At 38.2% G+C, this 17,208-nt stretch carries 20 protein-coding genes; 11 read left to right on the top strand and 9 right to left on the bottom strand.

Translation table 11 applies throughout. The features are described from left to right. Positions 1–2 precede the first annotated feature (2 nt). Genes ccoN through Q0X77_RS06015 form a run of 10 tightly spaced genes read left to right on the top strand, consistent with a single transcriptional unit; the run spans position 3 to position 9,184 of the window. Positions 3–2,204, top strand: a complete 2,202-nt coding sequence (gene ccoN / locus Q0X77_RS06060) for a cytochrome-c oxidase, cbb3-type subunit I (protein WP_297794559.1) — start codon at positions 3–5, stop codon at positions 2,202–2,204. Positions 2,205–2,207: 3 nt separating this feature from the next. Beyond that, complete coding sequence (locus tag Q0X77_RS06055; RefSeq protein WP_297794556.1) at positions 2,208–2,390, top strand: CcoQ/FixQ family Cbb3-type cytochrome c oxidase assembly chaperone; 183 nt, start codon at positions 2,208–2,210, stop codon at positions 2,388–2,390. 5 nt (positions 2,391–2,395) lie between these two features. Then, positions 2,396–3,334: a cbb3-type cytochrome c oxidase N-terminal domain-containing protein gene (locus Q0X77_RS06050; RefSeq protein WP_297794553.1), complete on the top strand. Its 939-nt coding sequence runs from the start codon at positions 2,396–2,398 to the stop codon at positions 3,332–3,334. A gap of 38 nt (positions 3,335–3,372) precedes the next feature. Further along, positions 3,373–4,782: a cytochrome c oxidase accessory protein CcoG gene (ccoG, locus tag Q0X77_RS06045; RefSeq protein WP_297794551.1), complete on the top strand. Its 1,410-nt coding sequence runs from the start codon at positions 3,373–3,375 to the stop codon at positions 4,780–4,782. Positions 4,783–4,813: 31 nt separating this feature from the next. Next, complete coding sequence (locus tag Q0X77_RS06040) at positions 4,814–5,260, top strand: FixH family protein (RefSeq protein ID WP_297794547.1); 447 nt, start codon at positions 4,814–4,816, stop codon at positions 5,258–5,260. A gap of 8 nt (positions 5,261–5,268) precedes the next feature. Then, the gene (locus Q0X77_RS06035; RefSeq protein ID WP_297794544.1) at positions 5,269–5,970 is read left to right on the top strand and encodes a sulfite exporter TauE/SafE family protein; all 702 of its coding nucleotides are present in this window, start codon (positions 5,269–5,271) and stop codon (positions 5,968–5,970) included. Between the two features lie 52 nt (positions 5,971–6,022). Next, positions 6,023–7,294, top strand: a complete 1,272-nt coding sequence (locus tag Q0X77_RS06030; RefSeq protein ID WP_297794542.1) for an acetyl-CoA hydrolase/transferase C-terminal domain-containing protein — start codon at positions 6,023–6,025, stop codon at positions 7,292–7,294. 9 nt (positions 7,295–7,303) lie between these two features. Next, positions 7,304–7,954 (top strand): deoxyribose-phosphate aldolase, encoded by a 651-nt coding sequence (gene deoC / locus Q0X77_RS06025; protein ID WP_297794537.1) that lies wholly within the window; start codon positions 7,304–7,306, stop codon positions 7,952–7,954. A 3-nt stretch (positions 7,955–7,957) separates the two neighbouring features. Continuing rightward, the gene (gene deoD, locus Q0X77_RS06020; RefSeq protein WP_297794535.1) at positions 7,958–8,656 is read left to right on the top strand and encodes a purine-nucleoside phosphorylase; all 699 of its coding nucleotides are present in this window, start codon (positions 7,958–7,960) and stop codon (positions 8,654–8,656) included. Positions 8,657–8,680: 24 nt separating this feature from the next. Next, positions 8,681–9,184 carry a DUF1643 domain-containing protein gene (locus Q0X77_RS06015; protein ID WP_297794532.1) on the top strand — a complete coding sequence of 168 codons (504 nt, stop codon included), beginning with the start codon at positions 8,681–8,683 and terminating at the stop codon, positions 9,182–9,184. On the opposite strand, the gene Q0X77_RS06010 is transcribed toward Q0X77_RS06015, so the two are convergent. From Q0X77_RS06010 to Q0X77_RS05970, 9 genes are all read right to left on the bottom strand, one after another. Beyond that, a complete protein-coding gene (locus Q0X77_RS06010) occupies positions 9,181–9,963 on the bottom strand; it encodes an ABC transporter permease (protein ID WP_297794529.1) in 783 nt (260 codons plus the stop codon). The two genes, Q0X77_RS06015 and Q0X77_RS06010, sit on opposite strands and share 4 nt — an antisense overlap. Further along, positions 9,956–10,666, bottom strand: coding sequence for an ABC transporter ATP-binding protein (locus tag Q0X77_RS06005; protein WP_297794526.1), 711 nt, complete (start codon positions 10,664–10,666; stop codon positions 9,956–9,958). The genes Q0X77_RS06010 and Q0X77_RS06005 overlap by 8 nt, the downstream gene beginning before the upstream one ends. After that, positions 10,663–11,901 (bottom strand): nitrous oxide reductase family maturation protein NosD, encoded by a 1,239-nt coding sequence (locus tag Q0X77_RS06000; protein ID WP_297794523.1) that lies wholly within the window; start codon positions 11,899–11,901, stop codon positions 10,663–10,665. Before Q0X77_RS06000 ends, Q0X77_RS06005 begins: the two co-directional genes overlap by 4 nt. Then, positions 11,901–12,197: a cupin domain-containing protein gene (locus tag Q0X77_RS05995; RefSeq protein ID WP_297794521.1), complete on the bottom strand. Its 297-nt coding sequence runs from the start codon at positions 12,195–12,197 to the stop codon at positions 11,901–11,903. Before Q0X77_RS05995 ends, Q0X77_RS06000 begins: the two co-directional genes overlap by 1 nt. An 87-nt stretch (positions 12,198–12,284) precedes the next feature. Next, a complete protein-coding gene (locus Q0X77_RS05990) occupies positions 12,285–12,722 on the bottom strand; it encodes a nitrous oxide reductase accessory protein NosL (RefSeq protein ID WP_297794519.1) in 438 nt (145 codons plus the stop codon). After that, the gene (locus Q0X77_RS05985) at positions 12,712–13,371 is read right to left on the bottom strand and encodes a hypothetical protein (protein WP_297794516.1); all 660 of its coding nucleotides are present in this window, start codon (positions 13,369–13,371) and stop codon (positions 12,712–12,714) included. The genes Q0X77_RS05990 and Q0X77_RS05985 overlap by 11 nt, the downstream gene beginning before the upstream one ends. Before the next feature lie 132 nt (positions 13,372–13,503). Beyond that, entirely contained in the window at positions 13,504–15,459 is a 1,956-nt protein-coding gene (nosZ, locus tag Q0X77_RS05980; protein WP_297794513.1) for a Sec-dependent nitrous-oxide reductase, read from the bottom strand. A gap of 32 nt (positions 15,460–15,491) precedes the next feature. Then, positions 15,492–16,073 carry a fasciclin domain-containing protein gene (locus Q0X77_RS05975; protein WP_297794509.1) on the bottom strand — a complete coding sequence of 194 codons (582 nt, stop codon included), beginning with the start codon at positions 16,071–16,073 and terminating at the stop codon, positions 15,492–15,494. A gap of 16 nt (positions 16,074–16,089) precedes the next feature. Beyond that, positions 16,090–16,596, bottom strand: a complete 507-nt coding sequence (locus tag Q0X77_RS05970; protein WP_297794506.1) for a cytochrome c — start codon at positions 16,594–16,596, stop codon at positions 16,090–16,092. Positions 16,597–16,719: 123 nt separating this feature from the next. On the opposite strand from Q0X77_RS05970, the gene Q0X77_RS05965 reads away from it, so the two are divergent. Further along, complete coding sequence (locus Q0X77_RS05965) at positions 16,720–17,151, top strand: Rrf2 family transcriptional regulator (protein ID WP_297794504.1); 432 nt, start codon at positions 16,720–16,722, stop codon at positions 17,149–17,151. Positions 17,152–17,208: the final 57 nt, after the last annotated feature.

The following is a 17,208-nucleotide window of genomic DNA, read 5'->3' as shown; positions in this document are numbered from 1 at the left end:
TTATGGAAGTACAACAGTTCTATTACGATAACAAAATCGTAAAAAAATTCCTCTACGCTACCTTATTTTGGGGAATCATTGGTATGCTGGTAGGGTTACTACTGGCATTTATGTTTCTTTTCCCTAATATAACAGATGGGATTTCATTTCTAAGTTTTGGACGACTTCGGCCTTTGCATACCAATGCTGTTATCTTTGCCTTTGTCGGAAACGCGATCTTTGCGGGAGTATATTATTCTACCCAGCGCTTGCTCAAGGCTCGTATGTTCAGTGATTTCCTTAGTAATTTTAACTTCTGGGGTTGGCAAACCATAATAGTGGCAGCTGCTATTACACTTCCACTGGGTATCACAACATCCAAGGAATATGCAGAATTGGAATGGCCAATAGATATTGCTATTGCACTGGTGTGGGTAGCATTTGGGTGGAATCTGATAGGAACAATGGTAAAAAGAAGACAACGTCATCTTTACGTGGCCATTTGGTTCTATTTGGCAACCTTTGTAACCGTTGCTGTGCTTCATATATTCAATAGTTTAGAATTACCGGTTAGTGCTTTAAAAAGTTATTCTGTTTATGCTGGCGTTCAGGATGCCCTCGTACAATGGTGGTACGGTCATAATGCCGTTGCTTTTTTCCTTACTACTCCTTTCTTGGGATTGATGTACTATTTTGTACCCAAGGCCGCCAATAGACCTGTATACTCTTACAGATTGTCTATAGTCCATTTCTGGTCCCTTATTTTTATATACATATGGGCCGGACCCCACCATTTACTTTATTCGGCTTTACCCGATTGGGCTCAGAATTTAGGAGTAGCATTTTCAGTGATGTTAATAGCTCCGTCCTGGGGTGGTATGATAAATGGCTTGTTAACACTGAGAGGCGCATGGGATAAGGTACGTACAGATCCAACGCTCAAATTTATGGTGGTTGCTATTACGGGATACGGGATGGCCACTTTTGAAGGCCCTATGTTATCCCTTAAAAATGTAAATGCCATTGCGCATTTTAGTGATTGGATTATTGCTCACGTACATGTGGGAGCCCTGGCATGGAATGGCTTTCTGGCCTTTGGTATGATCTATTGGCTTGTGCCAAAAATGTTTAAAACCAGATTATATTCAATACCTATGGCCAATTTCCATTTTTGGATTGGAACACTGGGAATCATATTATATGCTCTGCCAATGTATGTAGCAGGCTTTACACAAGCCTTAATGTGGAAAGATTTTAATCCGGACGGATCCCTGGTTTATGGAAACTTCCTGGAAACCGTAAATGAAATTATCCCAATGTACTGGATGCGTGCTATAGGTGGAAGTTTATATATTGTAGGGTTTATTGTCATGCTGTATAATATTGTGGTTACCGTGCGCTCTGGAAGCCAGGTAGAAGACGAACTTGCAGAAGCAGCGGCACTTACCAGGGTGTCCAGGAAAAGAACAGCAGGAGAAACTTATCACACCTGGCTGGAGCGGAAACCTATTAAATTAACAATCTTTGCGACAATTGCTATTCTTATAGGAGGTATTGTGCAGATAGTTCCAACTATTCTTGTTAAATCCAATATACCAACTATAACAAGTGTAAAACCCTATACCCCTTTAGAATTAGAGGGAAGAGATCTTTATATACGTGAAGGTTGCGTTGGTTGTCATTCTCAAATGGTTCGCCCTTTCAGAAGCGAAGTAGAACGTTATGGGGAATATGCCAAAGCAGGTGAGTTTGTTTATGATCATCCTTTCCTTTGGGGTAGTAAACGGACCGGACCGGATTTATTAAGAGTCGGAGGCAAATATTCTGATAGTTGGCACCTTAACCATATGTATGACCCGCAAAGCACCTCATCAGGTTCCATTATGCCGGCGTACCAGTGGATGGTGCTTGATAAGCACGACAGAAGTGGTGTACAGGCGAAAATGGAAGCCATGGTTACTCTTGGTGTCCCTTATACCGAGGAAGACATTGCAAATGCTGCCGCTTCCATGGAAGAACAGTCCATACAAATCGAAGAAAACCTCTATGCTGATCCGGATTTTGTCAAATCTTATGAAGCAGATAAAAAATACGCTGCTGAGAACGGATTGGAATTTGTAGAAATGCGAGATCGCGAGATCGTATCACTAATCGCTTACTTACAGCGCTTAGGTACAGATATAAAAGTTAAGGAAACCGACGAATTATTGTCCGAAAACAAATAGATCATGCTAAAATTTGTAAAAAATCACATGGAAAGTATGGAAGGCATTGCCACCTATCCCATGATATCGCTACTTATCTTCTTCGTGTTTTTTGCCATTCTTTTCTGGTGGGTATTTTCCGCCTCTAAGGAACATATAAAGGAAGTAAGTGAAATCCCATTAGAAGATAATCAACCAAAACAATAAGAACCATGAAAAATATGTCACCCTGGTGGATCAGGATCCCGGTAGTATTCTTTATCATCTTCGGACTGATGGAGTATTTTATAGACTCAGGAGAAAAACCTGCATTTATTGAATACCCAATAACACAATTCTTTTTATTAATGGTGTTATTGATATTAATTGCCATTGAACTTATTTTAAAATCCATTGAAAACGTTATGTTTCAAACCCTTTCTGAAGAAGGGAAAGAAAGGTATTTGGAATCTAAATCAAAACAATTGGAATGGAGTTGGGGCAAGAAAATGTACCAAAAACTATTAGGCTCCAAACCTATTGAAGCTGAAGGTGAAATAATTTTAGACCATAACTATGACGGTATAAAAGAGCTTGACAACAAGCTGCCGCCGTGGTGGGTATACCTTTTCTATGCCACAATTATTTTTGGAGTAATCTATTTGGTTAGATTTCATATTTATGGTGATTATGATCAGGATTTGGAATACGAGCAGGAGGTAGCAGCAGCGCAAGCCGAAATAGAGGCTTATAAAAAAACAGCTAAGGATTTGGTAGATGTAAATACTGTTGAATTATTAACAGATGCCTCTGATATCAGTGCCGGAAAGGCCATATTTGAAGCCAATTGTGTTGTGTGCCATATGGCAGATGGCGGAGGAGGAATTGGGCCAAATCTTACAGATGAATATTGGATATTGGGTGGTGGAATTAAAAATGTATTTAATACCGTTTCAGAAGGTGGTCGAGCGGGTAAAGGAATGGTTTCATGGAAGCAAACCCTTAAACCGGCAGAGATGGCACAGGTTTCGAGCTATTTACTGACTTTCCAGGGCACTACACCCGCCAATCCAAAAGCAGCTGAAGGCGATCTATGGGTGGATGAAAATGCGCCTAAACAAGAAGAAGCCCCCAAACAAGAATCCGATTCTACTTCGGTGGTTATGAATTAGGATTGTATTTGGGTATAAACCTTGAATAGAAATTTGCTATGGAAGAAAATTTCAGGGATAGCATTGGGACCATTAATGAAGAAGGAAAACGGGCCTGGGTATTCCCTAAAAAACCAAGTGGCCGATATTACGAATACCGAAAATGGGTTAGTTACGGCTTACTTATTTTCCTGTTTGCCTCACCATTTTTTAAGATAAATGGCAACCAGTTCCTTATGTTTAATGTTTTGGAACGAAGGTTCAATATTTTTGGATTTCCTTTCTGGCCTCAGGATTTTCATCTTTTTGTAATCTCTATGATCATAGGGGTTATTTTTATAGCTCTTTTTACCGTTGCATTTGGCCGTATTTTTTGTGGATGGATGTGTCCCCAGACTATCTTTATGGAAATGGTCTTTAGACGCATTGAATACTGGATTGACGGTGATCGTGGTGCACAGATACGTTTGGATAAACAGTCGTGGAATGCAGAAAAAATTCGGAAACGTTTGCTAAAATGGTTTGTTTTCTTTGTAATATCCTTCTTAATTGCCAATGTTTTCCTGGCCTATCTTATTGGGAGTGACAGATTAATACAATATGTCTCAGATGGACCGCTTGCCCATATGAGTACTCTGGTTTCTCTACTTATTTTCACAGCAGTATTTTATTTTGTTTTTGCCTGGTTCAGGGAACAGGTATGTATTATTGCCTGTCCCTATGGAAGAATGCAAGGCGTATTATTAGATAACAAGTCTATCGTCGTTGCTTATGACCATAAGCGCGGTGAAGGTGAAAATGGTCGTAAAAAGTTTCGGAAAAATGAAGATAGGCAAGCGCTCGGTCATGGAGATTGTATTGACTGCTTTCAATGTGTAAATGTATGCCCTACTGGTATTGACATTAGAAATGGCACCCAATTGGAATGTGTAAATTGTACAGCTTGTATAGATGAGTGTGATACAATTATGGAAAAGATTAATCTTCCAAAAGGTCTTATTCGTTACGCAAGTGAAGACAATATTGAAAAAAAGGCAAAATTTACATTTACACCCAGATTAAAGGGATATGCTGCCGTATTAACTATTTTAATTGGAGTGTTTATTGGAATGCTATTCCTGCGAAATGATCTGGAAGCCAATATTCTAAGATTGCCAGGACAACTCTATGAACATAAAGAAGGAAATATTATAAGCAATGTTTACACCTACAAGCTTATAAATAAAACTTCCCGAAACATTGATAATGTAAGTTTTAAACTCCTCTCACATAAAGGACAGATTAATCTTGTTTCATTTGACAGTTTTCAAGTCCCGGCACAAGAATTAGCCGAGGGTACGTTGTTTATTGAAATTAATAATTCTGCTTTAAGCGGGGATAAAGATAAACTGAAAATTGGGGTATATAGCGGAGATGATTTAATTGAAACAACATCTGCCAGGTTCCTGGCGCCAAGAAGTTATAATTAGGAACATTCGATATTAAGAAAAAGGAAAATATATGAAACTTAATTGGGGTACAGGAATAGTTTTGGCATTTATCGCATTTATTGCTTTTATAATGTATTTCGTCATTCTTGCCAGTACAGACAATAGTGCAGATCACGATCTGGTTACTGAAGATTATTACAAGGAAGAACTGGCTTATCAGAATGAAATTGATGCACTTGCCAATGCTAAAACTTACGCTTCCCAAATTAGCTATATTCGCGTGGACGAAGGATTAGAAATCTCCTTCCCAAAGGAAATGAATTATAATGAAATAGAAGGTAAAGTGTCCCTATACAGGCCATCCAATAAACACTTGGATTTTGACTTTCCTATAAGTTTATCCAATAAACATTTGCTCATACCTGACAAACGCTTGTTGGATGGTCGTTGGGACATAAAAATATACTGGAATTATCAAGACAAAGATTACCTGATAAAAAAAAGTATCACTTATTAATTAGTTATATGTTATTATCTGCCTTATTATTGGGCCTTTTAGGGAGTTTACATTGCATAGGCATGTGTGGGCCCATTGCATTTATGCTGCCCGTAAGTAAGGATAAGCAGTTTAAAAAAGCAGGTCAGATTTTTATTTACCACTTTGGTAGACTAATGGCATATGGTATTATAGGTTTATTATTCGGACTATTAGGTAAAGGACTTTACATTTTTGGTATACAACAAAAACTATCAATATTTATTGGTGTACTAATGATATTAGTTGTAATACTGCCTTATAAATATTTGAGCAGACTTACCTTTTCCAGACCTGTGTACCGCATTATAGGAAGAATTAAAAGCGGTTTAGGTAAAGCTCTGAAGAAGAAAACGGCCGATACTTTTCTCACAATTGGCTTTCTCAATGGGTTCCTGCCCTGCGGCCTTGTTTATATGGCGCTTTTGGGAGCAATTGCTATGGGAAATGCTGTTGAAGGGTCATTATATATGATCTTGTTTGGCTTAGGTACAGTTCCATTAATGACCGCAGCTGTTTATCTGGGGGGTGTATTAAAAGATTCGGCAAAACAAAGAATACGCAGATTAATTCCGGTTTTTGTAGTTATTATCGGGTTACTTTTTATTCTAAGAGGAATGGGTTTAGGAATACCATATGTATCCCCTAAACCAATGGGAGAAGTGGTAACTACTGAATTAGAATGTCATTAGCCTTAAACATTATGTTCACAAGGCATCTTATAAAACCTATAAAAAAACTAACATGAAAATTGTTACCGCAGCAGAAGCTGCCGCCATTGTGAAATCCGGGGATCGGATTTTTCTTCAGGGAGCTGCCATGACTCCTAATACTTTAATCAATTGTATTTGCGAAAGATATGAGGAATTAGAGGAGGTAGAGATTATTTCAATTCATACCGAAGGGGAGGTTAAATATGCGTTACCCCCGTATAATCAAGCCTTTAATATTAATAGCTGTTTTGTTGGAGGGAATGTCAGAAGAGCGGTGAATACAAATAAAGGTGATTATATTCCCATATTTCTAAGTGAGATACATTTTCTGTTCAGGCGTAATATTTTACCCCTTGATGTTGCGGTAGTTCAGGTTTCACCACCTGACAGACATGGATACTGTTCTTTAGGGGTTTCTGTTGATATTGCAATCCCTGCCATACAGACCGCTAAAAAAGTAATTGCCCAGGTTAATCCGCAGGTTCCAAGAACTCATGGTGACGGCATTATTCATAAAAGCAGAATTGATATGGCCATAGAAGTAGATGAACCTATACACGTTGCACCAATTACGCAAATAACAGATATAGAGCATAAAATTGGAAAAAATGTAGCTGAACTTATTGAAGATGGTGCTACTTTACAATTAGGGATCGGAAATATTCCGAATGCCGTTTTAACAAACTTATATAACCATAAAAGACTGGGGATACATACGGAAATGTTTTCTGACGGTCTTTTACCTTTGGTTGAGAAAGGCGTCATTACGGGAGAAGAAAAGGAAATAAAAACCGGTAAAATTGTGACTTCATTTGCCGCAGGCAGCAAAAAATTATATGATTTTGTGGATGACAACCCCGTTGTGCATTTCAAAGAAGCCGGATATACAAATGATACTAACATAATTGCGCGAAATCCTAAGGTAACTGCGATAAACAGTGCAATTGAAATAGATCTAACCGGCCAGGTTTGTGCTGATAGTATTGGCCAGCGACACTTTTCCGGCGTAGGGGGGCAGATGGATTTTATACGTGGAGCAACAATTTCTGAAGGGGGAAAACCAATTTTTGCAATTTCTTCAGCCACGCCTAAAGGAATTAGCAAGATTACCCCCACCTTAAAAGAAGGTGCAGGGGTTACAACAACCAGAGCACATGTACACTATGTAGTTACAGAATATGGAGTGGTAAATCTGTTCGGCAAAAATTTATATGAAAGAGCTAAATCACTAATCAGCATTGCGCATCCAGACCATCGTGAAATGCTGATTAAAGCAGCATATGAACGTTTTGAACGCCAGTAAAATATACTCATGCAAATAGAGCGGTTTATTGATCATACATTATTAAAACCAACGGCAACGCCGAAGGCAATAAGACAACTTTGCACAGAAGCTAAAGATTTTAAGTTTTATGCTGTTTGTGTCAATAGCTGTTATGTCCCTCTGGTTGCTGAGGAACTAAAGGGTACGGGTATTAAAATTGCGTCCGTGATTGGTTTTCCCCTTGGTGCGATGTCTTCAGAAGCCAAGTTATATGAAGCAGAATACGCTATTAAACATGGAGCAGACGAAATAGACATGGTTATAAACCTGGGGTTGTTAAAATCCGGGGAATATGAGCTGGTGAAAGAAGAAATATCTAAAATAAAACATGGAATAGGTCCAAGGGTTTTGAAAGTAATCATTGAGACCTGCTATTTAACTACGGAAGAAAAAAAGACAGCCAGCAAGCTTGTTTTAGAGGCAAAAGCAGATTATGTGAAAACTTCAACAGGTTTTGGCACCGGAGGTGCTACCTTTAAAGATATTGAATTAATTAAAAATGTAGTTCAAAATAGAATTAGAATTAAAGCTTCGGGGGGAATAAAGGACTTAATATCAGCGGAGCGTTATATAGATATGGGTGTATCCCGTCTGGGAACTTCCTCTGGAATTAAACTGGTTCAGGAGTCCAAGCAGTAATTTATGAGTTTACATATTGATGCAAAGAAAAATGAGATTGCTGAAACGGTATTAATGCCAGGTGATCCCCTGCGTGCCAAATGGATCGCAGAAACATTTTTGAAAGATCCGTATTGTTACTCAAATATACGAGGCATGCTTGGTTATACCGGAGAATATCAAAATCAGCGTATTTCTGTACAGGGAAGTGGTATGGGTATCCCGTCTGCTATGATATACTACCATGAACTTATAGAAGACTTTAATGTGAAACGTATAATCCGCGTCGGAACTGCAGGTTCTTATCAGGAGGATATAAAGGTAAGGGATATCGTTTTGGCAGTGTCTGCTTCTACAAATTCAGGAATCAATAATGCTATTTTCAATGATGTTAGTTATGCTCCTACCGCTAACTTCAATTTACTAATGAAGGCTGCTTTATACGCTCAGGAGAATAATATTCCTGTCCGGGCGGGAAATGTCCTTTCCTCGGATCAATACTATGAAGAAGATCCGGAAGCTTTCAAAAAATGGGCCAAATATGGGGTTTTATGTGTTGAAATGGAGGCAGCCGGACTTTATACTATTGCCGCTAAACATGGTATTGAAGCTCTAACTATACTTACTATTTCCGACTCGTTAGTTACCGGAGAGAAATGTAGTTTTGAAGAGCGTGAACGAACATTTAAAGAAATGGTTCAAATAGCCTTGGACATTTGCTAATTACAAATGAACACAACTTAACCGGTGATTTACAAACATATTCCTGATGTAAGAGTTAAAGCTAAATTTTCGGATTGTAAGAAATTCAGGTATCAACTCACCATAGAGAACAAGCTAATAGAAAATGGAACTGCCTTATGCGTACTAATGCAAAATCCAAGCATTGCGGATGATAAGATAGCTGACAAATCGGTCCAATTTTTAGAAACTCTAATATTTCACAAAAATTACCCTGAATTTGAAAAGGTTAGTCATTTTACGATCGTAAACCAGTTTGCCCGTATTCAAACGAAAGACTTTGAAGGTAAAGACAAGGATATTGGCCCGGATAACGACCTGTATATTCGCAAGGCGATTCAACAGTCCAATATTATACTAATTGCCTGGGGAAAGTCCAACCCGTATTCAAAACGACAACAAGACATCCTCAGCATGATAACTTCGTTTGAGCGTAAAAAGGTTTTCATGACAAAGAAACATCCATCCCGGGGTACTTATCACGATTTTTTAAGGCCCTTTAAAAACTAAAAATCCTTTCTTTTGGATTTGTATACCAATCGCCAGATCGGTAAAATGGTCCAGAGGATCAACATCAGTATTGAGACTACCAAACCCTTGTTAGTGCCAAAAAATTGCTTAAATATTGCGCCTGTGTAACCTAAAAGTGCGGAAATATCCAATTTTAAAAGAATCAGGGTCCTCGATAGATCAATTGGATTTAACAATATGGCGGCCAGGGAAAACGAATCTAAGGGATATTCCTCAAAAAGGATCAAAGACATCAAGAACAGACCGTCATATATTACGGCTAAAAAAAGCCACAACAATACGGCATATCCAAATCCCTTGATTTTGTTTTCATTAGATAGCGCAATATTGAAAGATAAAGCAACAAAAATGAATGTGAGAAATGCTCCTGTTACCAACAATAGTGAAAAATCCCATATAGCATCACTCCTAAACAAACCATATAGAATAAAAGGTATTCCCAATCCCAAAATTAAGCTCAGGGTTAAGGAACCGGCTACGCCCAGATACTGCCCCAGGAATATTGAACTCCTTTTTAAAGGCTGAGCAAGAAGTAGCTCGGTGAATTCCTTTGAATTATAGAAATACATGACGCCAAAAATGGTACCTATAAGCGGGACTAAAACAATGATAACATTCATTAAGGTAATTACAGCTTTTGAAAGATCGTTGTTAAGAAACAAAAGGACAAAGCCCAGAGCTAAATAAAATAGAAAATACACATAGCTCCATCGACTGCGCATTAAATCGTAAAAACTATATTTTAAAATCTTAAGCATCAGTGGTCTGAGTTGATATGGCCGCTATGGCATGTTCAAAATCTGTTTGGTTGGTCCTGGTCATTAGTTGCTTAACATTCCCCTTGAAAAAAATGTTGCCTTCTAAAAGATATACTATTTCATCCGACATCTCTTCAACAAACTGCATAATATGGGTTGTAATCAATATGGTTTTGCCTTTGTTTTTTTCCTGGAGGATCAATTCCTTCAACTTAATAAGTGATCCGGGATCTAAGCCGGTAGTGGGTTCGTCAAGAATTAGCAATGGGCTATCAAACATGAAAGTCAAAACAATATTTACCTTTTGTTTCGTACCACCGGATAGTGTGCTTAATTTTTTATCCAAAAAAGGTTCCAAACCAAAAAGTTTTATCAACTCTTCTTCCTTACTTTGCTTTTGACGCAGGTCTTTGATCATCCGGATTAGTTCCTTAACCCTCAGGTTACCGGGGAAGTTAGCTATTTGAGGGAGGTAATTTATTTCTTGTCTGTATTTCCAATGCTTTTTTATGGTTTTACCCTGAACTTCAATATCACCCGATGAAGGAATTACCATTCCTAAAATACATTTTATCAATGTGGTTTTACCTGAGCCGTTGGGGCCCAGCACGGCAAATATTCCACTCCCATGAATGTCAAGATCCAGATTGGTGAGCACCTTGTTTTTTCCAAATCTCTTATGCAAATTTTCTATCTGTATCATTCGGATCTTTTCATTAAAGGCATGTTATCCAATAAGTTATCAGGTGTAAAAACAGGTGATACTTTTTCGGAAAAATCAATTATATCCATAAATATGCTGCGCAAAAGTATAATCGTTTCCGGTGTGCGGTTTACAACATATGAAAACAATTTAACTGGTCGATAGGGTACATCACCTATTCCATCCTTGTCCAGATCATAGCCCGTATAATTGCTCCAATAATTTTTTTCAAATACATTATCGTTCAATTTGCTATTATAAGAAATATCAAAGGAGTTGTAAAGGAAATTATTATTGATAAATGAATTGGCATAACAGGCTCCCAATACTTTTACTGCCCACCCGTTGCTAATAAAGTCATTGTTTTTATATTCAATGCGATTTGAACCTTCGATATTGATGCCAATGGTATTTTCCTCAAAGGTATTTCCAATAATTTCAGCATCGTTAATTTCCTTAAGTAACATCCCAAATGAAGCCGTGCCCCAATTTTTTTTAAATAAATTACCTATCATCTTGATGCGTTTAGAAAACATTACGGCCACACCTGCGCCATTGTTCTCAAAGGTATTATCTGTGTATACATCATCGTTGGAAAACATAAAATGAAGGCCATACCTAAGGTTATTTATGCTTGTATTGTTATTGATTGTAATATTATCAGAAAACTCCAGGTAAATACCATCACGTGTACCTTGCACTATATTGCGGTCTACCTGAACATGGTGAGAATACCATAATTGAATACCGTTGCCAGAATTATACTCATCTACTGCATCGCCAATAATCTTATTGTTGTACACTCTTCCGTGGTTGGATCTTTCGAGATATATTCCAAAAAATAGCTTTTCCAACACCACGTTTTGTATCAGGAAATTATCGCTTTTAACGACCCGGATTGCAGCGTAATCGGTAGTGTAACTGGTGCCAACATTGATAATATGCAGCCCATCAACAGTCACATTATCGGCGATAATACGTATAATCTCACCACGGTCTTCCCCGTCGACTACCGGGTAGTTTTCTCCCTTAAGGGTTAAGGGTTTGTCAATAACGATATTAAATTCTTTGTAGTTGCCTTTTTTTATCAGCAAGGTATCAAAATCAGCGGCAATGGCAATTCCTTCTTTTATGGACTTCACTTCACAGGTTGCGCATACCTCAATGGTTTTACCCCAGAGTGAAGTTCCAATAAAAAATACAATAACCAATAACTGAAGTTGAGTTCTGTACATTACCTTATAATCAAAAATTTGGAATTCTCAATGGCTTTAACGGTATGCGGGGTAGCTTTAGGGAAATTAAAATTCTGATGTGTTTTTAGTTGGTATGTAGTGTTATTAATGTGAAAAAGGATTTCGCCCTCTAATACAATCAATTGCGCTTCCCTGGGTGAGCTATGTTCCGGAAATGTTGCCTCTTTTTCCAAACTAATACTGAGAATCTCCAACGAATCTGTTTTTGCTATTTTCACTATCTGCAAATTGTCGAACGTTAGCTCCGCTATTTGATTGCCTTTAGTATACATCATTGTTTATTCTTTTTAAAAAAATAATGGTTAACAGAATTTAACGGGCATTAAATGACCGCATACCATTAACCATTAAATTTAATCTTTTTACTGCACCTTAAACCTGGTCAACAACTCGTCCCAGGAGTACAATTTCCCGCTATTCTCCGCTTCAATTTGCTCAGCTTCAACACTGGAGCTAAATGCTGACAAGTATTCACCCATAGGACTCGGAATTTCCTTACTTATTAAAAAAGTAGCTTTCTTGGCATCGATCAATTCACCCGGTGCCTGGAAATCATTCACCATAAAAAGTTCAACAGAAGCCATATCTAAATCCCTTAAATGGTTCATCATACATTCTACCGCATCAAATTTAAAAGCCTTTCCCTTTTTTGTAACAATTTGAGCTGCATGTTGTTTATCTACAATGGTCATCGAACAAAAGTGACAGCCATCGGAACCATAATTAATTGGTTTCGGACTTATCTCACATGAAGCACAAATCAATAGGATTAAACTTACGAAAATAAATCTATTTGTCATTAGCTTTTACTTTGATCGGCTTTGCAGGGTGGGTACCGCCTTTAGGTTGCCATGCTTTTTTACCAATAAAAAAGGCTACCACCGTTAACATCATACCGGTAAACATCAACCAAGCACCGGTAGACGGTAAAGAGGTCACGTCAAAATTTAGCATTTTTACATGACCAAAAAGCGGTGGTTTATAGCTCACTGGAGTACCATCTTCGTTGGTGAGTTTCATAATAGCGTTAGGATCTAAATTGGTTCCGTAATCTACCATCCAGGCATTAAAATCATACATGCCCAACACGCCCAAAATACTCATAAGAACAAACCATCCTAAAAACCATTTATAGCTGACTTTCCCAAGGAATCCCAGCAGGCCTATCAAAACACCCAGGGCCACCATTACTCCAATTATAATAGGAAAGGCACTAAACTCCCACATATCCTCGGGTTTTGGCAAGGTACGCATACCAATGTAGTGGTTAAGGCCATCAATGTTTTGAATGTCAAATTCATTCACTCCTTTGATACCATCAATAAAAATATTCATGCCCAGGGGTTCCGGGTATTGAGGTGCTCCTAACATAATGTTCCAGAGTGGGAGAACATACAATCCCAAAAGGAACAAAGGACCGATGATCATCAGGATACTTGCTTTTTTCATTGTTTCTGCTTTTTTAATGGTTAACGAAGCAAACTTTACTTTAAAAGGATTTTCTAATTCGAGATAAAAGCGGACAATGTCTTGGACCTGCCCGCTTTTATTTGTGAACTAAAATAATTTACCAGAGTACTTTTATTCACCTAATGACCAGGAAAGGTCAATATTTGAATTAGCAGGAGATACTCTAACATAACCTTGCATTTCTTGGTGTAAGGCAGAACAAAAATCTGTACAATAGAATGGCCAAACCCCAACTTTTTTAGGTTCCCATAACGAAGTCTTGGTCTGTCCCGGCATTACTAAAATTTCGGAAGTTCCCTGACCAATGATTGAGAAACCATGTGGCACGTCAAAATCCTGCTCGTGATTTGTAATATGGAAATATACCTTATCACCTACTTTGATACCCTCAATATTATCGGGTGTAAAATGACTTCTGATAGTAGACATATAAACATGTACTTCATTTCCATTACGCTCTACACGGGCATCATCAGGGCCTATTGTTGCGTATTCATGCTTATTTTCATCCAAGCGATAGATTTTTTTCGAATTTTCGGTTAACAAATCCGCAGGGCATCCGGCAGCATAATGAGGTTCACCATGAGTTGGGAAATCATAAATCAATTCCATTTTTTCTCCGGAAATATCATAAATCTGGGCAGAGTGCTCCATTTCAGGACCTGTAGGAAGATATCTGTCTTTGGTAATCTTGTTCATAGCTACCACGTACTTACCGAAAGGCTTCCTTGAGTTTCCTCCCGGAATCATCAAATGCCCTACGGAATAATATGTCGGCTTTCTGTCAACAACCTCCCAGGTTCCTACTTTCCATTTAACAACTTCTGAAGAAATAAAGAAGGTGGTGTAAGCATTACCTTTGTCATCGAATTCGGTATGAAGTGGACCTAAACCTCCACTTTTAACTGTACCCGCCAAGACCTCCTCAAAATTGAGAATAGGAATGCCATACGCTTCTCCATCAAATTTTTCACCTTCTATTGCTGCCAACATTTTGTCAAATGAGTGAACCGTAATGTCCGCAGACAGTTTTCCGCTACCAATAATATATTGCCCGGTTGGATCTACATCACAGCCGTGTGGCGATTTAGGAGTGGGAAGGAAGTACAAAGATCCCGGTACTTTGGTTGGATCTACCGTAACAACTTCTTTTATCATAGTAGAAGTTCCTGTATGAGTCTCTTCATCATAGACATTGTGTGCATAGTTAGCAGGCATTTTAGTTCCGCCGCCATTTTTAACATACTCCTCTATTTTCTTCCAGTTTACAGCAGCTATAAAATCCTTATCGTTTTGCGAAGCCATAACCTCTAATAAAGAATTGGCCTCTTCCGTGTTATAAGTTGAAAAGAAGAACCATCCATGAGATTTTCCGCGGCCCGGGTGCGAAAGGTCATAATTGAAACCCGGCATCAATATCTGGAATTCCAGATTTAATCGTCCATTATCCGGAGCTACACTAATAAAAGACAAAGCGCCTTTGAAATTTCCCTTATATTCATCGATTGGCATATCGCGCTGAGGTACGGGAACTGAAAATCTGGTGCCGGCTACTACATACTCCGTATTTTCGGTAATAAAAGACGAACTGTGGTTACCCGCACTGTTGGGAACCTCAATTATCTCTTCAGTCTCAAACGTACTCAAACTTACACGTGCTATGCGGGGAGTGTTGTTACCGTTAACAAAAATCCATCGGCCATCCAATTCACCATTGGTTTGTGAAATATCCGGGTGGTGTAAATCATCCCAGGGAACAAATCCAAAAGAAGTGTTCAACATCGGTTTAGTTTCTTCGGAATAACCATATCCGGAAGTTGGGAATTGTGAGAAGACCGGGATCTCCTTGAACATCCGTCCGGATGGAAGTCCGTATACTGTAAGGTTACCACTATATCCTCCTGAAAGGAAAGCGTAATACTCGTCTTGTTCCCCGGGTGCTACATAAACTTTTTCAGCAGCACTTGAAGACAAAGCTCCATTAGACTTCTGGGATTGATTATTGCAACTGCTCAAGGTAATACCTAACCCGAAGAGGATACAAATTAAATAGCTTAAATTTTTCATTGTTTTGTTTTTAGTTTTAATTGATTAATGTCTTATTCTTCCGGTGGCAACATTACCTTATCTACCACATGTACAATTCCATTTCCTGCTTTTACACTTCCGATAATTTTTGCACCTCCTACAAAAACATCATCTCCTTCTACTTCAATCATCACATTTTGATCGTTAGCCTGTCCTAATTTTTTAAACTTCTTCAGAAAATCTTTGGAATAATTTCCAGGCGTCACATGATATTTTAAAATATTCGCCAGAGCATCTTTATTTTCCGGCTTTAATAAATTGTCTACCGTTCCTTCAGGAAGTGCATCAAAAGCTGCATTGGTAGGTGCGAATACCATTAAAGGACCGGCATTTACCAAAGCATTTTCAAGGTCAGCAGCCTGCACGGCAGCAACTAGGGTTGTGTGATCCGGAGAACCAATGGCAATCTGCAATACGTTAGGTGTTGATCCATCATCTTCTATAAATGCCTGACCAGATTCCTTGGTTTGCGCATCAGACTGAGATGTGGCAGAAGTATCAGTTTCGGTTTTAGCTTCATTTTTACAGCCAACAATTAAAGTCAGCATAAAAAATGAACCCACTAATAGTCTTAAAATAATTCTTGTTTTCATATGATTGTTTATTATGTTATAAGGTTCTAAAATACTCTACGATAGCACGTGCCTGATCTTCGGTAAGACCTTGATTAGCCATCGGTGATCCATTGAACTCTACCAACAAATCTTTGGCTAATGGGTCTTCTTTCACCATCTGTTCAGGGTTGAGAATCATATTCATAACCCATTCCGGCGTACGCCTTTCGAGGATACCATTGGGGGCCGGACCAATAAATTTTTTGCCGATTCTATGACATGCCAAACACATTTGGTCGTATACTTCTTTTCCTTTATTTGCCATTTCCTGATCAATTTCAGCATCCAGGTTTACTGAAGTCACAGGTCCTATACCTTTGTTGGTTAAATCTATTCGCTCTGAAGCTTTGGTCACTTCAGTATCTGGTGTGGTCGCTGTTGTCTCTGTTTCAGTCTTTTGTCTGGTAACACTAAAACCTTCTTTTTTCTTTTCTTCTTTACCTCCACAACTCAGCAAGAGTAAAGTGAGAAGGAATACGGTAGTCTTAATTAGTTGTCTCATTCGAATTATTGTTTAATTTAATGGTCAAAAATAGCTTTGAAAGCAATGAAAAAACATGATATTAATCATATAAAAGATAAATATGTCTTTTTAATATTGTATTTGATTCTTACACTCCAATAAATGCTTTCAAATTCATCGAAATACGCCCTAAAAGCAGTTATATATCTAGCCTTGCATACAGATGTAAATAATAAAATGCTGGCTAAAGATATCAGTGAAAGAATTAATGTTCCGAAAGCATATATGGCCAAATTGTTACAAGGACTAGCCAAGCGTAAAATTATCTCGTCGGCTAAAGGACCTAAAGGGGGATTTTACAGTAATCCATCAAATAAAAATGTAACCCTATTAGAAGTTGTTGAGGTAATTGATGGGGAAAAAAAGTTGGAATCCTGTTTCCTCGGTTTGGATGACTGCAATGAACATAAACCTTGTCCCATTCATAGTTTAATAAGTCCTTCAAGATCAAAAATGATTGCTCTCCTGGAAAGTACAACTATATATGATCTTTCAAAGGATTTAGAACTAAACAAGGTTTTTCTGCCCGTCTAATTCTGTGCTTGGAGTACTTCCTAAAAAAACGTAATTTAAGCTTCTTTAAACAGAACA

Origin of the sequence: uncultured Eudoraea sp., from assembly GCF_947258925.1 — a bacterium.
Classification (GTDB): Bacteria; Bacteroidota; Bacteroidia; order Flavobacteriales; family Flavobacteriaceae; genus Eudoraea.
This window is presented reverse-complemented; position numbering and strand designations above follow the sequence as displayed.

What these genes read in the sequence shown, in the direction of transcription:
- Q0X77_RS06000 (WP_297794523.1), bottom strand. Translation starts at nt 11,901, where the DNA reads ATGTACAGAACTCAACTTCAGTTATTGGTTATTGTATTTTTTATTGGA.
- ccoN (WP_297794559.1), top strand. Translation starts at nt 3, where the DNA reads ATGGAAGTACAACAGTTCTATTACGATAACAAAATCGTAAAAAAATTC.
- Q0X77_RS06005 (WP_297794526.1), bottom strand. Translation starts at nt 10,666, where the DNA reads ATGATACAGATAGAAAATTTGCATAAGAGATTTGGAAAAAACAAGGTG.
- deoD (WP_297794535.1), top strand. Translation starts at nt 7,958, where the DNA reads ATGAGTTTACATATTGATGCAAAGAAAAATGAGATTGCTGAAACGGTA.
- nosZ (WP_297794513.1), bottom strand. Translation starts at nt 15,459, where the DNA reads ATGAAAAATTTAAGCTATTTAATTTGTATCCTCTTCGGGTTAGGTATT.
- Q0X77_RS06040 (WP_297794547.1), top strand. Translation starts at nt 4,814, where the DNA reads ATGAAACTTAATTGGGGTACAGGAATAGTTTTGGCATTTATCGCATTT.
- Q0X77_RS06010 (WP_297794529.1), bottom strand. Translation starts at nt 9,963, where the DNA reads ATGCTTAAGATTTTAAAATATAGTTTTTACGATTTAATGCGCAGTCGA.
- Q0X77_RS06050 (WP_297794553.1), top strand. Translation starts at nt 2,396, where the DNA reads ATGAAAAATATGTCACCCTGGTGGATCAGGATCCCGGTAGTATTCTTT.
- Q0X77_RS06055 (WP_297794556.1), top strand. Translation starts at nt 2,208, where the DNA reads ATGCTAAAATTTGTAAAAAATCACATGGAAAGTATGGAAGGCATTGCC.
- Q0X77_RS05985 (WP_297794516.1), bottom strand. Translation starts at nt 13,371, where the DNA reads ATGAAAAAAGCAAGTATCCTGATGATCATCGGTCCTTTGTTCCTTTTG.
- Q0X77_RS05970 (WP_297794506.1), bottom strand. Translation starts at nt 16,596, where the DNA reads ATGAGACAACTAATTAAGACTACCGTATTCCTTCTCACTTTACTCTTG.
- Q0X77_RS06030 (WP_297794542.1), top strand. Translation starts at nt 6,023, where the DNA reads ATGAAAATTGTTACCGCAGCAGAAGCTGCCGCCATTGTGAAATCCGGG.
- deoC (WP_297794537.1), top strand. Translation starts at nt 7,304, where the DNA reads ATGCAAATAGAGCGGTTTATTGATCATACATTATTAAAACCAACGGCA.
- Q0X77_RS05975 (WP_297794509.1), bottom strand. Translation starts at nt 16,073, where the DNA reads ATGAAAACAAGAATTATTTTAAGACTATTAGTGGGTTCATTTTTTATG.
- Q0X77_RS05995 (WP_297794521.1), bottom strand. Translation starts at nt 12,197, where the DNA reads ATGATGTATACTAAAGGCAATCAAATAGCGGAGCTAACGTTCGACAAT.
- Q0X77_RS05990 (WP_297794519.1), bottom strand. Translation starts at nt 12,722, where the DNA reads ATGACAAATAGATTTATTTTCGTAAGTTTAATCCTATTGATTTGTGCT.
- Q0X77_RS05965 (WP_297794504.1), top strand. Translation starts at nt 16,720, where the DNA reads ATGCTTTCAAATTCATCGAAATACGCCCTAAAAGCAGTTATATATCTA.
- ccoG (WP_297794551.1), top strand. Translation starts at nt 3,373, where the DNA reads ATGGAAGAAAATTTCAGGGATAGCATTGGGACCATTAATGAAGAAGGA.
- Q0X77_RS06035 (WP_297794544.1), top strand. Translation starts at nt 5,269, where the DNA reads ATGTTATTATCTGCCTTATTATTGGGCCTTTTAGGGAGTTTACATTGC.